Below are 21,210 nucleotides of genomic sequence, written 5' to 3' on the forward strand. Positions count from 1 at the left end.
GGCACGTTGCGGCGAAATTGCGGTGCTTCCGCCAACGTCGTGCTTCTTGAGCGTTTGACGGTCTATCGCAAGCCACCCCAGGGCGCCATATCTGGTTCGACGAATCCGTCTTTCCACAGAAATCGAGACTGCCGCATGCCGATGGCCTCGCCGCGACCGCCGACCCGTTCGGGCGGGTCCACCCCTATGCCACTGGGTTTGTGGGCGGCGGTGCTGATCGGTCCCGGGGCCTTGCTGGGCTTGGGCTTGACCGGCGGCGCCAATGCCACGGGCGCGATCGTCGCCGGGCTGGCCAGCGGTGGGGCCGGCCTTCTGCTGGCGCGTCGAGCCCGCCGATACGCCGCCGATCCGATCGCGCCCGCCCCGGCGCCGGCGGTCGTCGATCGCCCGCCGCCCTTCGCCCTGATTCTCGAAACCTTGCCCGATCCGCTGATGGTCATCGCCGCCGAGGAGGCCGACGATCTGACCGGCAGGCGCTTCGTGTTCGCCAACGCCGCCGCCCGCGAGCTTTTCAAGCTGCAGCCGCGCGGCGGGCTGCTGGTCTCGGCGGTGCGAAATCCCCAGGTGCTGGAGGCGGTGGACGAGAGCCTGTTCGGCGGGTTGCGGCGCTCGGTCGACTATGTGGGCGGCGGAGCCCAGGGCCGCGAATGGGTGGCCCATAGCGCGCCGCTGGGCCTGGACGAACGCGGCTCGCGCCTGGCCCTGCTGGTGCTCAGCGACGAGACCGACACCCGCCGCAGCGAGCGCACCCGCGCCGACTTCCTGGCCAATGCCAGCCACGAGTTGCGCACGCCCCTGGCCTCACTGTCGGGCTTCATCGAGACCCTGCGCGGCCACGCCAAGGACGATGTGGGGGCGCGCGACAAGTTCCTGGGCATCATGCAGGCCCAGGCCGAGCGGATGGCCCGGCTGATCGACGACCTGATGAGCCTGTCGCGGATCGAGCTGAACGAGCACATCGCCCCGCATGGCCAGGTCGACCTGGCCATGGCCACCATCGACGTGCTCGACGCCCTGGGTCCGCAGGCCAAGGTCAAGGCCGTGGGCTTTGACCCCGTTCTGCCGCCGCGCGGCGCGGCGGTGGTCGAGGGCGACCGCGACCAGATCGTCCAGGTGATCCAAAACCTGGTCGACAACGCCATCAAATATACCCCGCGCGATGGCGTGGTGCGGGTCGAGATCCACTCGGGCCTGACCGCCGACATGGCGGCGGCGGCGCGCGACCCGGCCGGCGCCCGGATGTCGCTGCTGACCCCCGACCACGCAGAAGGCGAGCGCTACGCCTCGCTGAGGGTCACTGACAAGGGGCCGGGCATGCTGCGCGAGCACCTGCCGCGCCTGACCGAGCGCTTCTACCGCGTCGAGGGCCAGAAGAGCGGCGACCGCTCGGGCACCGGCCTGGGCCTGGCCATCGTCAAGCACATCATGAACCGCCACCGCGGGGGGATGATCGTCGAAAGCGTCCATGGCGCGGGGGCGACGTTCGGGGTCTATTTCCCGGTGGCCAAGGGGGCTGGTCGCGCTTAGTGGCGGCTTGAAGCGCGCTCGGCATGTGACGCGGAGGCGGAGGCGGGATGCGACGCCCCTGTCTCGTCGTCGCGGTTGACCAGCGGAGCCTGCGCCTTCACTCAGCGTGGTGTCGGAGGGAAAGGGCGCGCTGCATCGCGGCGATCCGACCGTTCAGTTTGTCGTTCATTCGCAACGCGCCGGCCGAGACCGGGGCGGAAGCCGCCTATATGGTGGAGCTCTGGGCGGTTTCCTCAACGGACCGGTTCTTCGTGGACGGGCCGAAGGCGTGGTTGACCTTCGAAGGGCCAAAAAGAAAGGCGCCAAGCCTGTTGCGGATTGAACTGAACGGGGACGGGGCGGTCGCGCGAAGACTGCCTGGCTAAGTCTTGATTCGGGGACTGAACCTGAAGGCCCCGCGCTGTCGCAAAACCGTCACGCAACCGTCGCATAAGGTCAGTGCCCGCGCGGCATAGATCGCCCCGGGCGGTACGGCGCGTTGGGCGCCGCACCGCAACCCTCGCGCAAGACCTCTTCACGCATGCTGACCTGGCTCTCGCTCTTTTTCCTCGCCCTGTTCTCCAGCGCGGCCTTCATGGCCGGCCGCAGCCGGGCGCTGAAGTCCGCCGGCGGCTCGCCCGCCCGTCTCCATTCGCTGCCCAACTATTACGGAATGTACGCCGCCCTCTGGGCCGGCGCGCCGGCCGCCCTGCTGCTGCTGCTGGGCGCCGCCTTCGGGGGCCGGGTCGAGGACAGCATGCTGCAGGCCCAGCGGCCCGCGGTCGTCCAGGCCCTCACACCCGATCGTCAAGACGTGTTCTTCAGCGATGTCACGGCCATCGCCGCCGGCATAACGCCCAGTGAAGTGACCTATGAGGGCCCGCTGAAGGTTGCGCTGGACGCCAAGATCGTCGAGGCCAAGCGGATCACCGGCATCGTCAGCTACTCGGTCCTGGGCCTGGCCGGCCTGCTGGCCCTGGCCGGCTTCCTGCTGGCCCACCCCCGGATCAACAGCGAATTCCGCGCCCGAAACCGGGTCGAGGGCTGGATCTCCGGCGTGCTGATCGCCTGCTCGGTCGCCGCCGTGCTGACCACGCTCGGCATCGTCATGTCGCTGATCTACGAAAGCTGGCGGTTCTTCGAGAGCGTGTCGCCGCTGAGCTTCCTGTTCGGCACCGAATGGGCCCCGCAGATCGCCATGCGCGCCGACCAGGTGGCCTCGTCCGGCGCCTTCGGAGCCGTCCCGCTGTTCGCCGGCACCTTCCTCGTGATGATGATCGCCATGCTGGTGGCCGCGCCGATCGGCCTCTACTCGGCGATCTACCTGTCGGAATACGCCAATCGCGGCCTGCGCTCGACGATCAAGCCGCTGCTGGAGATCCTGGCCGGCGTGCCGACCGTGGTTTACGGCTTCTTCGCCGCCCTGACCGTGGGTCCGCTGTTCCGCGCCTTCTTCAACGGCATCGGCGCCAGCATCGCCGGCGGTCCGATGGATGGCCTGGCCCAGTACCTGATGCAGGTTCAGAACCAGATGGCCCTGGTGGCCGGGGTGGTGATGGGCATCATGCTGATCCCCTTTGTCTCCTCTCTCTCGGACGACATCATCAATTCGGTGCCCCAGTCGCTTCGCGACGGCAGCTACGCCATGGGCGCGACCAAGTCCGAGACCGTCAAGCGGGTGGTCCTGCCCGCCGCCCTGCCGGGGATCATGGCCGCCATGCTGCTGGCCGTGTCGCGCGCTGTCGGCGAAACCATGATCGTCACCATGGCCGCCGGCCTGCAGGCCAAGCTGACCGCCAATCCGCTGGACACCGTCACCACCGTGACCGTTCAGATCGTCACCTTGCTGACCGGCGACCAGGAGTTCGACAGTCCGAAAACCCTGTCGGCCTTCGGCCTGGGTCTGACCCTGTTCGTGGTCACCCTGTGCCTGAACATCATCGCCCTGCGCATCGTCCAGAAGTACCGGGAACAATATGACTGACGCAGTTATCTCCCCCGGCGCGCCAGCCCCCCGGGCGGTCTCACTCTCGGCGCGCGACGCGCTGCTGAAGAAACGCCACCGCTCGGAAACCATCTTCCGCGTCCAGGGCATCGCGGCGATCGTCATCGCCATGATCTTCCTGGTGGTGCTGGTCGGCCGGATCGTGGCCCAGGGCTATTCTACCTTCGAGACCCACACCCTGACGGTGCCGATCTATCTGAACGCCGAGCGCATCGACGTGAACGCGCTGGAAGGCGTCAACTACGACTACATCGTCGCCGAGGCGATGATGAAGAAGCTGGGCGTGCAGGACGACGACCTGGGCATGACGTCGGGCAAGATCATGGCCCTGACCTCGCGCGACTTCGGCAACCAGCTGCTGCAGATGGTCAGGAAGGATCATTCGCTGATCGGCAAGACGGTCAATGTGACCGGCTCGGTCAAGGCCGACGCCGACCTCTACTACAAGGGCGAGATCAAGCGTTCGACCGCCGAAGGCGACCGCAAGCTCGACAACCAACAGCTGGACTGGCTGGACCGCCTGAAGAACGACGGCACGGTCAAGACCGGCTTCAACACCAAGTTCTTCACCAATTCCGACTCCACCGAGCCTGAACAGGCCGGGGTCTGGGGGGCGGTGATTGGCTCGGCCATGATGCTGGTGATCACCGCGATGATCGCCATCCCGGTGGGCGTGATGGCGGCGGTCTATCTCGAGGAATTCGCGCCCAAAAACCGTTGGACCGACGTCATCGAGGTCAACATCAACAACCTGGCCGCCGTGCCGTCGATCGTCTACGGCCTGCTGGGCCTGGCCCTGTTCATCAACTGGCTGCACGTGCCGCGGGGTTCGCCGCTGGTCGGCGGCCTGGTGATGGCCCTGATGGCCCTGCCGACCGTGATCATCGCCACCCGCTCCTCGCTGAAGGCTGTGCCGCCCTCGATCCGCGAAGCCGCCCTTGGCGTCGGCGCCTCCAAGGCCCAGACCGTCTTCCACCATGTGCTGCCGCTGGCCATGCCCGGCGTGATGACCGGCGCCATTCTGTCGCTGGCCCATGCCCTGGGCGAGACCGCGCCGCTGCTGATGATCGGCATGGTCGCCTTCGTGCCCGGCGCGCCGGAGAACTTCACCAGCTCGGCCACAGTCCTGCCAGTGCAGGTCTATATCTGGGAGAACGCTTCGGAGCGCGCCTTCCACGAACGCACCGCTGCGGCGATCATCGTGCTGCTGGTGTTCATGATCGTCATGAACGCCGCCGCCGTGATCCTGCGTCGCCGCTTCGAACGCCGGTGGTAGCTTCCATGACCTTGAACCCTCTCGCCTTTCCCCTTTCCAAGGGCCACGCCATGCCGACCGAAAACCGCGACGACACCCTTGCCGCTTCCCAGGCTCAAGGCGGGGCGTCGAGCTTGGCCTCGGTGATCCCCACCGGCCCCGGCAATGCGATGAGCAGCGACTTCAAGATCCGGGCCCGCGACGTCAATGTCTTCTACGGCGACAAGCAGGCGCTGTTCGACGTCAGCCTCGACGTGCCGGCCAAGTCGGTCACCGCCTTCATCGGCCCGTCGGGCTGCGGTAAGTCGACCTTCCTGCGCTGCATCAACCGGATGAACGACACCATCCCGTCGGCCAGGGTCACCGGCTCGATCGAGATCGACGGCAATGACGTCAACGCCAAGAGCGTCGATCCGGTGGTGCTGCGCTCGCGGGTCGGCATGGTCTTCCAGAAGCCCAACCCCTTCCCCAAGACGATCTTCGAGAACGTCGCCTACGGTCCCAGGATTCACGGCCTGGCCACGAGCAAGGCCGAGCTGGAAGCCATCGTCGAGGCCAGCCTGAAGAAGGCGGGTCTGTGGGCCGAGGTCTCCGACCGCCTGCACCAGGCCGGCACCGGCCTGTCGGGCGGTCAGCAGCAGCGCCTGGTCATCGCCCGGGCCATCGCCGTGTCGCCGGAAGTGATCCTGATGGACGAGCCCTGCTCGGCCCTGGACCCGATCGCCACCGCCCGCATCGAGGAACTGATCGACGACCTGCGCAACCAGTTCTGCATCGTCATCGTCACCCACTCGATGGCCCAGGCCGCTCGCGTGTCGCAGAAGACGGCCTTCTTCCACCTGGGCAAGCTGGTCGAGAGCGGTCCGACCGAGGAGATGTTCACCAATCCTCGTGACACCCGCACGCAAGATTACATCACCGGCCGCTTCGGCTGACCGGAGGACGCATCCCATGACCGAACATACCGTCAAGTCCTACGGCGAAGAGCTGAACCACCTCACGGCCGAGGTCACCCGCATGGGCGGCCTGGCCGAGGCCCAGGTGGCCGACGCCATCGACTGCATCGCCCGCCGCGACGGCCCCCTGGCCCAGCAGGTGGTGGCCCGCGACGAGCGGCTCGACATCCTGCAGGCCGAGATCGAGCGCAAGGCCTTCAAGCTGATCGCCCTGCGCCAGCCGATGGCGGTCGATCTGCGCCACGCCGTCGCCGCCCTGAAGATCTCGATGAGCCTGGAACGCTGCGGCGACATGGCCAAGAACATCGGCAAGCGCGCCCTGATCCTCACCGAAGCCGACCCGATGACCGCCCTGACCCGCTCGATCGAGCGCATGGGCCACCTGGTCCAGGGCCGGCTGAAGGACGTGCTGGACGCCTACACCTCGTCGGACCTGCCGCGCGCCATCGGCGTCTGGGGCCGCGACGAAGAGGTCGACGAGCACTACAACGCCATCTTCCGCGAACTGCTGACCTACATGATGGGCGATCCCAGGACGATCAATCCGTGCGCTCACCTGCTGTTCGTCGCCAAGAACCTCGAGCGCATCGGCGACCACGCCACCAACATCGCCGAGATCATCCATTTCGAGCTGACCGGCGAGGAGATCATCTCCCAGCGGCCCAAGCTCGAGCTGTCGAAGTAAGTCGAGGTAGGCCCAGTGACTCCGTACGTTCTGGTGGTCGAAGACGAAGACGCCCTGGCCACCCTGCTGCACTACAATCTCGACAAGGAAGGCTATCTCGTCGGCGTGGCCTGCGACGGCGAGGAGGCCCTGACCATGGCCTCCGAGCGCGCCCCCGACCTGGTGATCCTCGACTGGATGCTGCCCAAAGTCTCGGGCATCGAGGTCTGCCGCCGCCTGCGCGGCCGCTCCGAAACCCGCAACGTGCCGATCATCATGCTGACGGCGCGCGGCGAGGAGAGCGACCGCATTCGCGGCCTCGACACCGGGGCCGACGACTATGTGGTCAAGCCGTTCTCGATGATCGAGCTGACCGCCCGCGTGCGCGCCGTGCTGCGCCGTATCCGCCCCGGCCTGGCCGACGACCGCATCACGGTCGGCGACATCATCATCGACCGCGTCGCCCACCGCGTGAAACGCCAGGGCAAGGAAGTCCACCTGGGCCCCACCGAATTCCGCTTGCTCGACTACCTGATGCAGCACCCCGGCCGGGTGTTCAGCCGCGAACAGCTGCTGGACGCCGTCTGGGGCTCGGACGTCTATGTCGAGGCCCGCACCGTGGACGTCCACATCGGCCGCCTGCGCAAGGCGCTGAACGGCGACGTGGACGGGGACCCGATCCGGACCGTGCGCTCGGCAGGCTATTCGCTGGATCTGGACGCGGCGTAGGGCGGCGGCGGATCGTGCTGCGGCGAGCAAGTCTATCCCCGGCCTGTCTCCGCCTCGGAGATAAGCGGAATTTCAGTGTCTAAGGCATTCGGATCGAACCCGGCGAGAGCTTCAAGAAGGGGGCTCAATGCCACGCCTTTCGGTGTTGGCAGAATGGCTTCGGGCCAATTCGGGTCAGTGAGGGCGTCGCCAGAGACGAGCATTTTTACTTCAGCCTGAATGACCCGAGCGCAGTATCCTCGGAGCGTAGCAAGGTGGCGCCTCTCCTCTTGCGACAGATGACTGTGGCCACGATGCACAATACGCGAGCGAACGTCGTAGAGTTTGTTGAACGTGCCGAGGATTTCGGCGCGCTCATTCATGTCCTGCCCAATCAGATAGGCGACGCGGTTCCTCATTAGTTCGCCGACGCCGATGTTGTTGTAGGCCTCCTTGTTCTCCTCCCCGAGAAGGATTTCCAAGGAAACCATTGCCTGCACAAAGCGCAGCAACTCACTGTCTCCAGTGAAGCTGTCGAAGTACCACTTTGCCGCTAACAGCAGTCGCTTTCGGTTCGCTTCATCGGCGAGCACGCGCTGGATCGAAACAAGGTGGCTCCCAACGAGCCCCGCCCAATTGTCCTCGATCCGCTCCCCATGCGGCTCGTTGAAACGCAGCATGCTTAGAGCTTCGCTCGTGGACCCCGCCAGCGAGGTCGATTGTACGAACGAGTATGTGGCGTCGGCCGCCTCACGATTGATATGCACTTCGACGAGCGGGTGGTTTCTCTTCCATGTGCTGCGATACCGCAGAAGCCCAAGTGCCATCATTAAACCGATGATCGACTTCATATCCTCAAAGGCCTGAAGCTGTGGATATGTGGACGAATACTGATCGATAGTGCCGTATGCGTCGATGAGGAGGTGAGCGCTTGTCGGTCCGGGATTTGTGAAGAAAGAGCGTTGCCCAGATAAGGCATTCATGAAGCTGGAAGGCGAAGTCGCAACCTCGAACTTCTCCGTCAGCCCAACTCCCTTTGCGATCTTCGCGTCTTCCCCCAATTTCCAAAACCCATGAGCAGGGAAGGCAGCGTCTAGGCTATCCGGCAGCGGGAGGGCGTAGACGTAGTGCCAGGGCAAGCTCTCAATTAGTGCAACGACCTGTACCGCTATATCTAAGGGCGCAGCAGTACCGAGGACGTCAATTAGGCGCTCTACTGCCACCTCGTTGTATTCGGTGTGAACAAGCGTTTGCTCTAAGACGATGCTCGTCACATCCATCAGGGGGTTGTCGCTGGTGTAGGACTTGAGCTTGGCCAGCACGTTCCGATCAAGGATTTGGTTCAGTGCATCAACGGCCTTCATGGTCTCGAACGAAAGATACTTTCGGCTCATCAGGCTGCCTGCCGCAAGTACGTCTGTGAGCCGTTGAACAAGTCTCTCGGAGACACCTTCATGAAGATCCATGCCGTCCCCGTCTCAAATTGCAGAGCCAAAGAAGCTCAGGATTGCCACCGCCGGCGCCTGAACGGCCGATTAAATATGAGGATGGAAACTCAGACAACACCAGCGATCTGCAGGGCTTCCCGCGTTTCGGTATCCAGTGGACTTCCTACCCATCACCAACGTTCGGTTGCCGCAAGCCACCACGCCTTAAAGCCTTGGTGGATCGGGGCTCTGGCGTCTGGCCGTGTCAAGGACGACGCGGAGCGTCGCCGCGGCGCGGCCGGCCGGAGGCCGGTCCTTGACACGGCCAGACGCCAGAGCAAGCTCGCCATCAAGGTTTTAAGGCGCGGCCTCGCCGACGCGGGCGGTTCGGGAAGGGGCTGGGCGGTTCAAGTCTCGGCCCCCCGATCGTGTCGCTATTTCGAAACCAGATCCTGCCGCGAGGCCAGGAAGGCCGCGCGCTCGGCGTCGGTCAGGACCTTGCCGCTCTTGCGCCGGGTCACCATCGGCGTGGGCCGGGCATAGGCCTTGGCCGGGGCGGAGGCGGGCTTGAGGTCGGCCAGGCGTTTGATGGGGGGCTTCATGGATTTCCCGAGGTCGGCGGCGTCGCGATCCGGTGAAGACTACGCGACAGCCGGTGACGATCCCATGACCAACTTGTCGAAGCCGTGAAAAGGGCGGCCGCTACAGCCGCCCCTCCACATCACGCGTGTTCCAGTGTCTTGATCTGCGGCTGGTGGGCGTCCGGCGGCCTATCGGGGTCGGCCGTCAGCGCGACCGCCTCGGCGAAGCCTAGATATTCGGCCGCGACGGCGGGCGGCAGCACCTCGACCGGCCCGCTGTTCTCGATCCACACCTCGACCGAGACGCCGCGTTAAACTCGACCGCCAGGCACCAGGTCGAAGGGCTCCTGGCCAATGGCCTCGAGCGCCGCCTGGCCATTGTCTGGATCGCGACGCGTTTTCCTGGTGTATGATCCATGAGGACAATGGTTGTTGCCGCGCGCGACCCAGGTCGACTAGAGCGAGCCGCGCGATATAGGAATCGCACGGCTTGCTCTAGACTTTTGTTTTCGCATCGCTTTTGCGGAAAACCGGTGGCCACTTTTCCGCGCGATGCTCTAGGACCGTGTCATGAACGACCAGACCGCCGCCGACCGCTATATACTGATCCTGCAATGCCCTGATCGTAAGGGCGTCGTGGCGGCCGTGTCCGGCTTCTTGGCCGATAACGACGCCTCTATCGTCGAGAGCAGCCACTTCAACGACAGCTTGGCCGACCAGTTCTACATGCGCACGGTGTTCCGTCCCGACGGCGACATGCCGGGGATCGGCGCGCTGCGCCAGGGCTTTGAGCTGATCGCCAAACGCTTCGGCATGATCTGGGCCCTGCACGACACGGGCGCCAAGCCCAAGGTGCTGATCGCAGTCTCCAAGTTCGGCCACTGCCTGTTCGACCTGCTGCACCGCTGGCGAGCGGGCCTGCTGCCGGTCGAGATCGTCGGCGTGGTCTCCAACCACGAGGACATGCGCTCGTTCACCGAGTGGAGCGGACTGCCCTATTTCCACCTCCCGACCACCAAGACCAACAAGGCCGAACAGGAAGACGCCTTCCTCCAGCTCGTCGACGACCTGGCCGTCGATCTGGTGGTGCTGGCCCGCTACATGCAGATCCTGTCGCCCGCCCTTTGTGCGAGGCTGTCGGGGCGGTGCATCAACATTCACCACTCGTTCCTCCCCAGCTTCAAGGGCGCCAAGCCCTACCACCAAGCCTTCGAGCGCGGCGTGAAGATCATCGGGGCCACGGCCCACTATGTGACCACCGACCTGGACGAAGGCCCGATAATCGAACAGGGCGTCCACCGTGTAGACCACAGCCACGCGCCCGACGACCTGGTCACGCTGGGCCGTGACGTAGAGTGCGCCGTCCTGGCCCGCGCCGTGACCTGGCACGTCGAGCACCGCGTGCTGATCGCCGGGGTGAAGACGGTGGTGTTCGCCTAGGGAGACGGCGCGGCGGCTGGGCGTGGCAGCCAGGCGCCGCGGTTGTGGACTTCCGCCGCCATAGCCATTCTGCTGCGATGAAGCGCCAAATTCTCAATACGCCCTTACGCCGCAACCGCCGCAACCGCCGCAACCGCCGCAACAGGTCGTCCCGATAGGTTCGGCTGGTCACCACCTCGCCGCCGCTCTCCATCACCAGCCGCCAGACCCGGGAGGGGCGGCGCGCCTCCAGGCTCTGCAGTCAGCGCGGCCTTGACCTCGTGGCCCTCTGGTTCCACACCCCGGCCTCATGGAAAAGCTGACCATTCTGCTCGTCGGGTCGGGCGGGCGCGAGCACGCCCTGGCCTGGAAGATCGCTCAGTCGCCGCTGTGCGGACGGCTGGTGGCCGCGCCGGGCAATCCGGGGATCGAGGCCGTCGCCGAGCTGCGAAACTTCAAGGTCACCGATGTCGAGGGCCTGGTCGCCCTGGCCCAGGAGATCGCCGCCGACCTGGTGGTCGTGGGCCCGGAATCGGCGCTGGAGGTCGGTTTGGCCGACCAGCTGGCCGAGATTGGTGTCCCCTGTTTCGGCGGTAGCGCCCAGGCGGCGCGGCTGGAGACGTCCAAGGCCTTCACCAAGGATTTCTGCGCCCGCTACGGCTTGCCCACGGCGGCCTATGGGGTGTTCACCGACGCGGTCTCGGCCGGGACGTTTCTCGACACCCTGACCGCGCCGTTCGTCATCAAGGCCGACGGCCTGGCGGCCGGCAAGGGCGTGGTGATCGCCGCCGATCGTACCGAGGCCGACGCCGCCGTGCTCGACATGCTGGGCGGCCGCTTCGGCTCGGCCGGGACGCGGGTGGTGATCGAGGAATTCATGCACGGCGAGGAGGCCTCGCTGTTCGCCATCTGCGACGGCAGGACCGCCCTGTTGTTCGGCGCGGCCCAGGACCATAAGCGGGCCTATGACGGCGATACGGGCCCCAATACCGGCGGCATGGGGACCTATTCCCCACCGCCCGTGCTGACCAACGCCCTGGTCGAGCAAGCCTGGCGTGAGTTGGTCGTCCCGACCGTCGAGGGCATGGCCGCAGAGGGCTGTCCCTATGTCGGCGTTCTCTATGCCGGGCTGATGCTCACCGAGACGGGCCCCAAGCTGGTCGAATACAACGCCCGCTTCGGCGACCCCGAATGCCAGACCCTGATGCTGCGGCTGGAAAGCGACCTCGTGCCGCTGTTGCTGGCCGCCGCTAAGGGCGAGCTGGCGGGCGCCGCCCCGCCGGTCTGGCGCGAGGAGGCGGCAATCTGCGTAGTGCTGGCCGCCGAGGGCTATCCCGAAGCGCCAGTGTCCGGCGGTCTGATCCAGGGCGCCGACAGCGAATTTGGCGGCGAGGCCGTGATCTTCCACGCCGGCACGACGCGCGACGCGGACGGCCGGCTGGTGGCGTCCGGCGGCCGGGTGCTGAATGTCTGCGCCTTGGGCGCGACGCTGCATGAGGCGCGGGATGTGGCCTATGCAGCGCTGGGCACGGTGTCGCTGGAGGGCGGTTTCTATCGCACCGACATCGGCTGGCGGGCGCTGAGCCAGCATTCCTGACCGCCGAGCCTGCAGACGGGGACAGGCGCATGCGCCTGTCCCCGTCTCTAGAGCATTTCCCGACCTGACTGCGTCATGCCGTGAGCTCTAATCTTTTGTTTTGACGCATTTTTCTTCACGCGAACCGGAACCACTTCGCTCGAAAAATGCTCTAGACGCCGCTTATCCAAGCTTGCACCCACGGCGCCACCCTCTAAACTCCGGTTCAAACAAGCGTTGGGGAGTTAGCGCATGGCCGTGGCCGAACAGACCGCCCAGGACCTGAACTCGGGGACCAAGCCCGTCGATCCGCGCCACGCCATCGACGAGGTCCGGCTGGCGACCTGGCTGGAGGCCAATGTCGCGGGCTATCAGGGTCCGCTGGAGGTCCGCCAGTTCAAGGGCGGCCAATCCAACCCGACCTATCAGTTGATCACGCCTGCGAAGAAGTACGTCCTGCGCCGCAAGCCGCCCGGCAAGCTCTTGCCCAGCGCCCACGCCGTCGACCGCGAGTTCAAGGTGATCTCGGGCCTGGGCAAGGCCAAGTTCCCGGTCGCCAAGGCCTACGCCCTCTGCATGGACGAGGCGGTGATCGGCACGATCTTCTACGTGATGGACAATGTGGAAGGCCGGATCCTGTGGGACGGCACGCTGCCCGACTACCAGCCCGCCGAGCGCCGGGCGATCTATGAGGCGCAGATCGAGACCCTGGCCGCCTTGCACACTATCGACTACGCAGCCGTCGGCCTGGCCGACTACGGCAAGCCGGGAAACTACTTCACCCGCCAGATCGACCGCTGGACCAAGCAGTACAAGGCCAGCGAAACCCGTTCGATCGAGGACATGGACCGGCTGATCGCCTTCCTGCCGACCAGCGCCCCGGCCGACGACATGACCTCGATCGTCCATGGCGATTATCGCCTCGACAACATGATCCTGCACCCCACGCAGCCCCGAGTGATCGCGGTGTTGGACTGGGAGCTGTCGACCCTGGGCAACCCGCTGGCCGATTTCAGCTATTTCCTGATGAACTGGGTGATGCCGTCCGACCAGCGGGGCGGCCTGGCCGAGATCCAGGACCTGACCGCCTATGGCGTGCCGACCATCGACGAGGCCGTCGCCCAATACTGCAAGGCCACGGGCCGCGACGGCCTGCCGAACCTCGATTGGTATTTCAGCTACAATCTGTTCCGGCTGGCGGGGATCTGCCAGGGCATCGTCGGGCGGGTGCGCGACGGCACGGCGGCCAGCGCCCATGCGGAACTGATGGAGGCCCGGGTGCCGGTGCTGGCGCGCGGCGCGTGGGCGTTCGCGCAGAAGGCGGGGGCCTAAAAACAGGATCGGTGGGGGGATTTTTAGGGTCTTCGATCCGGGTTGTGGCCATCATCCGATCACTCCCCCCGCCGTCGGCTTCGCCGACACCTCCCCCACAGGGGGAGGACCTAGAGCCCCGCCTTCTCCAGCAACCGCCCCAACGCCGCCTCATCCTCGAACCGCGCCCGCACCGGCCAGGGCGTCACCCGGTCCCGCCAGGCCTGAGGCAACCGCACCCAGTCCTTCTCGGTCGTCACCAGCCCGGCGCTGTAGGTCGCCGCGCGTTCGGCCAGGAACTGCAGCGTCGCCTCGTCGTAGTTGCCGTGATCGGGATAGGGCGCGAAATCCACCAGGTGGCAGCCGGCGGCCTTCAGCGCTCGCTCGACCTTCCACGGCTTGCCGATCCCCGCGAAACCGACCTGCCGGCCCGTGGGCGGCGGGGCGGCCGGCTCGAGCCGGGCGATCAGCACCGGAGTGTCGCCAAACAGCGCCAGCAGGTCCGGATCAGCGGCCGGCAGGTCGTCGGGCAGCAGCACGATCACCGCGTCGGTGCGCGCCAAACTGACCTTCAGCGGCTCGCGCATCGGCCCGGCGGGAAACACCTTGCCGTCGCCGAACGGCCATTCGTCCTCGCGGGTCTCGCCGTCGACCACCACCAGCGACAGGGTCTTGCGCAGATCGGGGTTCTGGTGGCCGTCGTCCATCACCACCACCTCGGCCCCCGAGGCCGCGGCCTTGCGCGCTCCAGCCACCCGGTCGCGCGACACCCAGATGGGAAAGTCCTGGGCCAGCATCAGCGGCTCGTCCCCGACCTCGACGGCGGTGTGGCGGGCGCGATCGACCTGGACCGGTCCCTTCAGCTTGCCGCCATAGCCGCGCGACAGCCCGTGGGCGCGGCGGCCGCGCTTCGTCAGGGTCAGCAGCAGCTCGCGAACCACGGGCGTCTTGCCTACCCCGCCGACCGTGAAATTGCCGACGCAGATCACCGCGCAGTCGGCGCTGCGCGGCGTGGCGCGGGCGATCCGCTTGGCGGTCTGGGCGGCCCAGATCCATGACAGCGGCGTCAGCAGCAGACGAGTGACCGGACTGGGCGCGCCCTCGCGGAGGTACCACCAGCGGGGGGTGGAGAGCTTCATGCCGAGGCCCGCGTGGGCAGCAGCGCCAGGATACGGTCGAGGCCAGCGCGGGCCTCGGCGTCGCGGCCATTCACGAAGGCCTGGGCGCGGGTCGCCCGCAGCTTGACGATCTCGGGTTCGGCCAGCATCCGACCCAGGCGTTCGCCCAGCACCGGGGCGTCGGCGAAGGCCGCGCCGTCCACCGCCCGCAGGTCGGCATAGGCGGTCAGCCAGTTCTCGACATGGGGGCCGGAGACGATCGGGCAGTCCAGCCGCGCCGGCTCCAGCGGGTTGTGGCCGCCGATCCCGGGGACCAGGCTGCCGGCCACCAAGGCCAGGTCGGCCAGGCGGTACCACAGGCCCAACTCGCCCAAGGTGTCGGCGACGATGATGTCGGCGGTCGCCTCGGGCTCGGCGCTGAGCAGGGCGGCCGAGGCCCCGGTGGGGCGGGCGATCTCGAGGATGGCCGGCCCCCGCTCGACATGGCGCGGGGCGATCACCAGCCGGGGACGGGGCGACAGGGCGCGCCAGGCCGCCAGCACGATCTCGTCCTCGCCCGGATGGGTGCTGGCGGCCAGCAGCAGGGGCCGGTCGCCCAGCCGGGCGCGCAGGTCGGCCAGCACGGTCTTGTCCGCCGGTAGCGGCGCGGCGCCAAATTTCAGATCGGCCTCGCCGCCGACCATGCCACCCAGGCTGGTCAGGCGCTCGGCGGCCCGGCCGTCTTGGGCGAGGATCAAGTCAAAGCCGCCCAGCAGCCGCCCGGCCGCGAACGGCCGCGCCTGCCAGCGCTTGTAACTCTTGTCCGAAAGCTTGGCCGAGACCAGGGCCAGCGTCACGCCGCGCGCCTTGGCGGCAAGCAGCAGGTTGGGCCACAGCTCGCTCTCGACGAACACCGCCAGGTCGGGCCGCCAATGGTCGAGGAAGCGCCGCGCGCCGCCAGGGGTGTCGACCGGCAGATATTGGTGGACCGCGCCGGCCGGCAGGCGGCGGGCCAGGAGTTCGGCCGAGGTCACGGTGCCCGAGGTCACCAGCACCGCGACGTCCGGCCGCTCGGCGCGGAGACGCTCGACCAGCGGCAGGATCGACAGGCTCTCGCCGACGCTGGCGCCGTGCAGCCAGACCAGCGGACCAGCCGGGCGCGGCTTGGTCGGCCGTCCCAGGCGCTCGTTCAGCCGGGCGCGGTCTTCCTTGCCGGCCTTGGCGCGGCGCTCCAGCAGCAGAGGCGCGAGCGGTTCCAGCGCGGTGGTGGCCGCGCGGTAGAGGGTCAGGGAGAGGGGAAGGCTCACACCGCGTCTGCGCTGGCCAGATGGCAGGTGGCGACACCGCCCTGTTCCACCTGGATCGTGACATGGCCGATCTTGAAGCGGCTCGCCATCTCGCCGCAGACATCGTGCAGGAACTGGTCGTTGTCGGGGTTTTCCGGCCGGACCAGATGGGCGGTCATGGCGGTCTCGGTGGTGCTCATCGCCCAGATGTGCAGGTCGTGCACCTCGCTGACGCCGGGCCGGCCGGCCAGCCAGGTCTTGACCGCCCTCACGTCAATCCCGCGCGGGGCGGCGTCCAGGGCCAGGTCCAGGCTGTCGCGCAGCAGGCTCCAGGTGCCCAGCACGATCACCACCACGATGCCCAGGCTGACCACCGGGTCCAACCACAGCCAGCCGGTCTTCCACATGACCAGGGCGGCGACAACCACTCCGGCCGAGACCCCGGCGTCGGCGGCCATGTGCAGGAAGGCCCCGCGGATGTTGAGGTCGTCCTTGGAGCCGCGCATGAACATCAGGGCCGTGGCGGTGTTGATGACGATGCCGATGGCGGCGACGATCATCACCGGGCCAGCCTGGATCGGCTGCGGATCGGCGAAGCGGCGGGCGGCCTCCCAGGCAATGGCCCCCACCGCCACCAGCAGGAAGACGGCGTTGGTCAGAGACGCCAGGATCGTGCCCTTGCGCAGGCCATAGGTGCGGCGCCCCGACGGAGCGCGCTTGGCCAGGATCACCGCGCCCCAGGCCATGAACAGGCCCAGCACGTCCGACAGATTGTGGCCGGCGTCGGCCAGCAGGGCCAGGGAATGGGTCATCAGGCCGGCGACGGTCTCGGCGATCACGAAGCCGATGTTCAGGGTCGCGCCGACCGCGAAGGCCATGCCAAAGTCCTTGGGCGCATGGCTGTGCCCGCCAGGGCCAGGGCCATGGCTGTGGCCGTGGTGTGAGTCATTCGAATGAGCCTGGTCATGATCGTGGTGATCATGGTCGTGATGATCGTGAGTGTGATCGTGATCGTGAGGGTTCGGCATGGGGTCTTCTCCCACCAAGGGCGGGGCGGATCAACGGCCAGCCTTGCAGTTCGGCGCTTTGCCCGTCCTGCCGTCGACACGGAACCGCGGCGGGCGCGGCACGTAGTGATGTCTATCGGAGACTTCGACCATGGCAGGACTTCGCGTACGGCCCCCGCTTTGGGCGGCCATCCTTTCGGCCTGCGCGCTGAGCGCTTGCTCTGATCCGGGGCCGGCGGACAGCGCGACCCCCGCGCCTAAGGGGGCGCCCAGCGCCGTCGAGACCCCAGCGGCCCCGACGCCCGTCACGCCCGCCGCCGCGCCGGAGAGCGCCACGGTCGGCGGCGACGGATCGGCGATCCAGCTGTCGGCCCTGTCGGACGCCGACCTGGAGGCCGAGCCTCTGGACGGCGAACTGGCCTGCGGCTTTTACACGGAGACGGGCTCGCCCCTGGTGGTGGCCAAGGGCAATGTCGCCTCGAAGGACGCCGCCCTGGGTCTGGTCAAGGTTGGCGACTCGGTCGAGCGAATCGCCGCCCCCGGCGGCTTCGACGGAATGCTGAAGGGCGCGGTGTTCAACGGCGCTGGCAAGACGATCCGGATCGCGCTGACCGGACCGCCCACCGGCGGCGGCGAATCTCCGCCCCGCCCGGCAACCTTGACTTTCCAGCGGGCCGACGGCGCCAGCCGCGTCTTCACCGGTCGCTGGGCGTGCGGCGCCTAGACCGCCCGGGTCTCGCCCACCAACACCTCCGCCCGGCGCGACACCGCCGACAGCCGCGCGCCCCATGCCGCGGCCTGGGCGTCGGGATCGTCGTCTCGGCCGGCCGTTGCGGGGCCGTCCCAGACCATGGCGGCCTTGGCGAACGGCAGGGGGATGATGGTGCGGTCCCAGGTGTTGAGCCGGATGCAGGGCTTCATGGCGATGCCGACGAACAGCACCGGCGCGCCGGTCACCCGGGCCAGGGCGACGGCGCCTTTCTGCAGGTCCTCGACCGGACCGCGCGGACCGTCGGGGGTGATGGCCATGGCCCCGCCGTCGCGCACCCACTTGACCATGTCGCGGAAAGCTTGCTCGCCGCCCTTGTTCTTGGCGGTGTCGGTCTTCTTCAGCGATGAGCCGCGAATCGCGGGCAAGCCCAGCTTGGCGATCACCCGGGCGATGAACTCGCCGTCGCGCGACTGCGAGACCAGCACCCGGATTTCCGGCTTGTCGGGTCCCTGCGGCCAGGCGGTCGGCCCCACTGGCACCCGCGAGTGCCACAGGGCCAGGATCGCGCCGGTGTTCGAGACCAGGCTGTCGGCCCAGACCTTTTCGGCCAGCGGCCGGTTCTCATGGGTCCAACGCAGGGTGGCGTAGGTCAGCCGCAGATAGCCGACCATCAGATTGGTCATGGCCGTCATGACCCAGCGTGAGCGCAGCGGCCTCAAGCGGAGGCTTCCTCTGCCGGGCCGGGCGGCAGATGGTCCAGGTCCTGGGCCTTGGCCAGGCGCGCATAGAGGCCCTTGTGGCGCACCAGCTCTGCGTGGGCGCCGGTCTCGACCACCCGGCCCCGGTCGATGACATAGATGCGGTCGGCGCCCTTCACGGTCGACAGGCGGTGGGCGATCAGCATGGTGGTGCGGCCAGCCATCAGCCGCTCCAGCGCCGCCTGGACTTGGGCCTCGCTCTCGGTGTCGAGCGCGCTGGTCGCCTCGTCCAGCAGCAGGATCGGGGCGTCTTTCAGGAAGGCGCGGGCGATGGCGATGCGCTGGCGCTGGCCGCCCGACAACCGCGCCCCGGCCTCGCCGACGATCGTGTCGTAGCCCAGCGGCAGTTCCAGGATGAAGTCGTGCGCCGCCGCCTGGCGGGCTGCGGCCTCGATCTCGTCCTCGGCGGCGCTGGGCCGGGCATAGGCGATATTGGCGCGGATGGTGTCGTCGAACAGGAACGGCTCCTGGGTGACCAGGGCGATGCGGTCGCGCAGAGACTCCAGGGTCACGTCGCGCACGTCATGGCCGTCGATGGTCACCGTCCCGGCGGTGACGTCGTAGAACCGCGGGATCAGGTTGAGCAGCGAGCTCTTGCCGCCGCCCGACGGGCCGACCAAGGCGACGGTTTCTCCGCGCTTGGCGCTGATCGACACGTCGTGCAGGGCCGGGGCGTTGGCGCCATAGGCGAAGCTGACCTGGTCGAAGACGATGGTCGCGTCGCCGGCCGGCAAGGCCTTGGCGTCGGATGGATCAATGATGGCGGGCTCGACGTCCAGAGACTCGAAAAGCCGGCGGGCGGCGGTGAGACCTTCGCTGAACACAGTCTGCAGGTTGGCGACCTGGCGCAGCGACTGCAGGGCCATGGCCAGGGCCGCGATGAAGGCGGTGAACACCCCGGCGGTCATGCCGCCCGTGGCCGCTCGCCAACCGGCATAGGCGAACACCGCCGCGGTGATCAGGGCGCCGAACGTCTCGGTAGCCGGGGCCGCCATGGCCTTGGCGTTGGAGCCCTTGATCAGATGACGCTGGCGGCGCTCGACCACGGCGGCCACGCGGCCTTCCTCATAGGCCTCGCGGTTCTCCATCTTGACGATCTTGACGCCGTCCAGGCTTTCCATGATCGCCGTCGACAGGTTGGAGGTCTCGCCCATGGCGCCCTTGGCGGCCTTGGTGGTCTTTCTGGAGAACCGCCGGATGAACAGGCTGGCGACGGGGGCGATGATCAGCACGCCGGCCGCCAACATCCAGTCCAGCCGGAACATCACCACCAGGGTGCCGATCACGGTCAGGAATTCGCGGGTGTAATTGACCACGCCGCTGGTCGCCGCCTCGCGGATCAGGGTGGCGTCATACAGCATCGACGAGACATAGGAGCCCGAATGGGCGCCGCGCAGCCGGGCCAGGTCCGAGCGGACCAGCCTACCGAACAATCGCACCTGCATATCGCCGACCACGCCGTTGCCGATACGGTTGATCGAGGTGGTCTGCAGCACCTGGAACAGGCCGCGGGCGATGGCGATCGCGGCGATCAGCAGCGGAATGCGCACCAGGGCGCCGGGCTGTGGGTGGGTGATCAGCTGATCGACGGCGGGCTTGAGCACCTCGACCAGGGCGGCGCTCAGGCCGGCGATGATCGCGGCGCTGACCAGGGCCACCGTCAGCCGATTGCGGCGGGGCTTGAGATACTCGCGCCAGATCCGCGCGGCGAGGGCGCGGTTGCTGGCTTGCGGCGCGACGGGGTCGGTCATGGGGCAGGGGTCGGATTTCGTGGCCATGGTGTCAAGCGTGACCATGGCGGGCCAGTGCGGCGGGCGTGCGTCCCTGTGGCTTTTGCATTACAGGGCTGTTGCTCCTAATGAGGGGCCTTCACCGAAGGATCGCCCGTTTGCCCGGCTACGACACGACCACCCGCTGGGGGCGGTTTCGCACCTATCTCCACTATCTGTGGAACGACCACGCCTATCTGCGTCTCGGCTTCAAGAACGACCACTGGATCAGCCCCGAGCTGGTGCGCACCAACCAGCCCTGGCCGCACCAACTGGCGGAATGGAAGGCCAAGGGGATCAAGACCGTCATCAACCTGCGCGGCGGGTTCGACGGCAGCTTCTACGCGCTCGAAAAATATGCCTGCGAGCAGCTTGGGCTGAAGATGGTCGATTTCGTCATCACCTCGCGCGAAGTGCCGATCAAGGAGCGGGTGCTGGGCGCCCGCGACCTGTTCCAGAGTATCGAATATCCGGCCCTGATGCACTGCAAGTCGGGCGCGGACCGGGCGGGGATCATGAGCGTGCTCTATGCCCACTATCGCCTCGGCCTGCCGATCGAAGAGGCGCGCGAGCAGCTCTCCTTGAAGTACCTGCACATCAAGCAGGGCAAGACGGGGGTGCTGGACTATGTGTTCGAGCGCTATCTGACGGACGCAGCGCCGAAGGGTCTGACCTTCACCCAGTGGGTGGAGAGCCCGGAATATGACCCGGTGGCGATGAAGGCCGACTTCCGGTCGGGGATGATCGGCGGGATCGTCACGGAGAGGATCTTGCGGCGGGAGTAGGTAAGTCCTCCCCCTGTGGGGGAGGTGTCGGCGAAGCCGGCGGCGGGGAGAGTGATACGACCTCTGCCGCATTCGGGTCGATCGACCCTAAACTCCCCCCACCGATCGCTTCGCGATCGCCTCCCCACAGGGGGAGGAATTATCAGCCCAGGCTCGGGTCCAGCAACTTGTGGGCGTGGATGATGAAGTACCGGGCGTGGGCGTTGTCGACGGTCGCCTGGGCCTTGGCCTTCCAGGCGGCGTGCGCGTCGGCATAGCTGGCATAGGCGCCGACGAACTCGACCTTGGACAGGTCGCGAAACTCGGCGCCCGAAACGTCTTTCAGTTCACCGCCGATGACCAGGTGAAGAAGCTGCTTGTCGCTCATGGGGTGGAATGTCCTGCGCGG

At 67.2% G+C, this 21,210-nt stretch carries 20 protein-coding genes; 11 read left to right on the forward strand and 9 right to left on the reverse strand.

What is annotated here, in order from left to right; all coding sequences use genetic code 11:
• Window positions 1–135: 135 nt before the first annotated feature.
• The 6 genes from ACP694_RS05760 (at window position 136) to phoB (ending at window position 7,115) form a co-directional block, all read left to right on the forward strand.
• Entirely contained in the window at window positions 136–1,527 is a 1,392-nt protein-coding gene (locus ACP694_RS05760) for an ATP-binding protein (RefSeq protein WP_426011123.1), read from the forward strand.
• A 520-nt stretch (window positions 1,528–2,047) separates the two neighbouring features.
• On the forward strand, window positions 2,048–3,490 hold the full coding sequence (gene pstC, locus ACP694_RS05765; protein ID WP_426011125.1) for a phosphate ABC transporter permease subunit PstC: 1,443 nt from the start codon (window positions 2,048–2,050) through the stop codon (window positions 3,488–3,490).
• Entirely contained in the window at window positions 3,483–4,787 is a 1,305-nt protein-coding gene (gene pstA / locus ACP694_RS05770) for a phosphate ABC transporter permease PstA (protein ID WP_426011127.1), read from the forward strand. The genes pstC and pstA overlap by 8 nt, the downstream gene beginning before the upstream one ends.
• A 149-nt stretch (window positions 4,788–4,936) precedes the next feature.
• A complete protein-coding gene (gene pstB / locus ACP694_RS05775; protein WP_426011304.1) occupies window positions 4,937–5,701 on the forward strand; it encodes a phosphate ABC transporter ATP-binding protein PstB in 765 nt (254 codons plus the stop codon).
• Between the two features lie 16 nt (window positions 5,702–5,717).
• The gene (gene phoU / locus ACP694_RS05780; protein WP_426011129.1) at window positions 5,718–6,407 is read left to right on the forward strand and encodes a phosphate signaling complex protein PhoU; all 690 of its coding nucleotides are present in this window, start codon (window positions 5,718–5,720) and stop codon (window positions 6,405–6,407) included.
• A 15-nt stretch (window positions 6,408–6,422) separates the two neighbouring features.
• Window positions 6,423–7,115, forward strand: coding sequence for a phosphate regulon transcriptional regulator PhoB (gene phoB, locus ACP694_RS05785; protein ID WP_426011131.1), 693 nt, complete (start codon window positions 6,423–6,425; stop codon window positions 7,113–7,115).
• A gap of 32 nt (window positions 7,116–7,147) precedes the next feature.
• On the opposite strand, the gene ACP694_RS05790 is transcribed toward phoB, so the two are convergent.
• From ACP694_RS05790 to ACP694_RS05800, 3 genes are all read right to left on the reverse strand, one after another.
• Window positions 7,148–8,560: a hypothetical protein gene (locus ACP694_RS05790; protein ID WP_426011133.1), complete on the reverse strand. Its 1,413-nt coding sequence runs from the start codon at window positions 8,558–8,560 to the stop codon at window positions 7,148–7,150.
• Between the two features lie 395 nt (window positions 8,561–8,955).
• Window positions 8,956–9,123: a hypothetical protein gene (locus ACP694_RS05795; RefSeq protein ID WP_426011135.1), complete on the reverse strand. Its 168-nt coding sequence runs from the start codon at window positions 9,121–9,123 to the stop codon at window positions 8,956–8,958.
• 119 nt (window positions 9,124–9,242) lie between these two features.
• Complete coding sequence (locus ACP694_RS05800; RefSeq protein ID WP_426011137.1) at window positions 9,243–9,395, reverse strand: hypothetical protein; 153 nt, start codon at window positions 9,393–9,395, stop codon at window positions 9,243–9,245.
• Between the two features lie 277 nt (window positions 9,396–9,672).
• On the opposite strand from ACP694_RS05800, the gene purU reads away from it, so the two are divergent.
• The 3 genes from purU (at window position 9,673) to ACP694_RS05815 (ending at window position 13,429) form a co-directional block, all read left to right on the forward strand.
• A complete protein-coding gene (gene purU, locus ACP694_RS05805; RefSeq protein ID WP_426011138.1) occupies window positions 9,673–10,542 on the forward strand; it encodes a formyltetrahydrofolate deformylase in 870 nt (289 codons plus the stop codon).
• A 289-nt stretch (window positions 10,543–10,831) separates the two neighbouring features.
• The gene (purD, locus tag ACP694_RS05810; protein ID WP_426011140.1) at window positions 10,832–12,118 is read left to right on the forward strand and encodes a phosphoribosylamine--glycine ligase; all 1,287 of its coding nucleotides are present in this window, start codon (window positions 10,832–10,834) and stop codon (window positions 12,116–12,118) included.
• Between the two features lie 231 nt (window positions 12,119–12,349).
• Window positions 12,350–13,429, forward strand: coding sequence for a phosphotransferase (locus ACP694_RS05815; protein ID WP_426011141.1), 1,080 nt, complete (start codon window positions 12,350–12,352; stop codon window positions 13,427–13,429).
• 110 nt (window positions 13,430–13,539) lie between these two features.
• Here ACP694_RS05815 and lpxK read toward each other — a convergent pair whose 3' ends face one another.
• The 3 genes from lpxK to ACP694_RS05830 are packed head-to-tail and all read right to left on the reverse strand — an operon-like array spanning window position 13,540 to window position 16,819.
• Window positions 13,540–14,547, reverse strand: a complete 1,008-nt coding sequence (gene lpxK, locus ACP694_RS05820) for a tetraacyldisaccharide 4'-kinase (RefSeq protein WP_426011143.1) — start codon at window positions 14,545–14,547, stop codon at window positions 13,540–13,542.
• On the reverse strand, window positions 14,544–15,812 hold the full coding sequence (locus ACP694_RS05825; RefSeq protein ID WP_426011145.1) for a 3-deoxy-D-manno-octulosonic acid transferase: 1,269 nt from the start codon (window positions 15,810–15,812) through the stop codon (window positions 14,544–14,546). The genes lpxK and ACP694_RS05825 overlap by 4 nt, the downstream gene beginning before the upstream one ends.
• Complete coding sequence (locus ACP694_RS05830) at window positions 15,809–16,819, reverse strand: cation diffusion facilitator family transporter (RefSeq protein WP_426011147.1); 1,011 nt, start codon at window positions 16,817–16,819, stop codon at window positions 15,809–15,811. Before ACP694_RS05830 ends, ACP694_RS05825 begins: the two co-directional genes overlap by 4 nt.
• 130 nt (window positions 16,820–16,949) lie before the next feature.
• On the opposite strand from ACP694_RS05830, the gene ACP694_RS05835 reads away from it, so the two are divergent.
• Window positions 16,950–17,522 (forward strand): hypothetical protein, encoded by a 573-nt coding sequence (locus tag ACP694_RS05835; RefSeq protein ID WP_426011149.1) that lies wholly within the window; start codon window positions 16,950–16,952, stop codon window positions 17,520–17,522.
• On the opposite strand, the gene ACP694_RS05840 is transcribed toward ACP694_RS05835, so the two are convergent.
• Together ACP694_RS05840 and ACP694_RS05845 are read right to left on the reverse strand one after the other, a co-directional pair.
• Window positions 17,519–18,229, reverse strand: coding sequence for a lysophospholipid acyltransferase family protein (locus ACP694_RS05840; protein ID WP_426011151.1), 711 nt, complete (start codon window positions 18,227–18,229; stop codon window positions 17,519–17,521). The genes ACP694_RS05835 and ACP694_RS05840 overlap by 4 nt on opposite strands.
• Window positions 18,226–20,019, reverse strand: a complete 1,794-nt coding sequence (locus ACP694_RS05845) for an ABC transporter ATP-binding protein (protein WP_426011152.1) — start codon at window positions 20,017–20,019, stop codon at window positions 18,226–18,228. Before ACP694_RS05845 ends, ACP694_RS05840 begins: the two co-directional genes overlap by 4 nt.
• Window positions 20,020–20,126: 107 nt before the next feature.
• On the opposite strand from ACP694_RS05845, the gene ACP694_RS05850 reads away from it, so the two are divergent.
• Complete coding sequence (locus ACP694_RS05850) at window positions 20,127–20,822, forward strand: protein tyrosine phosphatase (RefSeq protein ID WP_426011153.1); 696 nt, start codon at window positions 20,127–20,129, stop codon at window positions 20,820–20,822.
• Window positions 20,823–20,964: 142 nt separating this feature from the next.
• Here ACP694_RS05850 and ACP694_RS05855 read toward each other — a convergent pair whose 3' ends face one another.
• Entirely contained in the window at window positions 20,965–21,189 is a 225-nt protein-coding gene (locus ACP694_RS05855) for a DUF4170 domain-containing protein (protein ID WP_426011154.1), read from the reverse strand.
• Window positions 21,190–21,210 lie beyond the last annotated feature (21 nt).

Origin of the sequence: Caulobacter sp. DWR2-3-1b2, assembly GCF_049896345.1 — a bacterium.
Classification (GTDB): Bacteria; Pseudomonadota; Alphaproteobacteria; order Caulobacterales; family Caulobacteraceae; genus Caulobacter.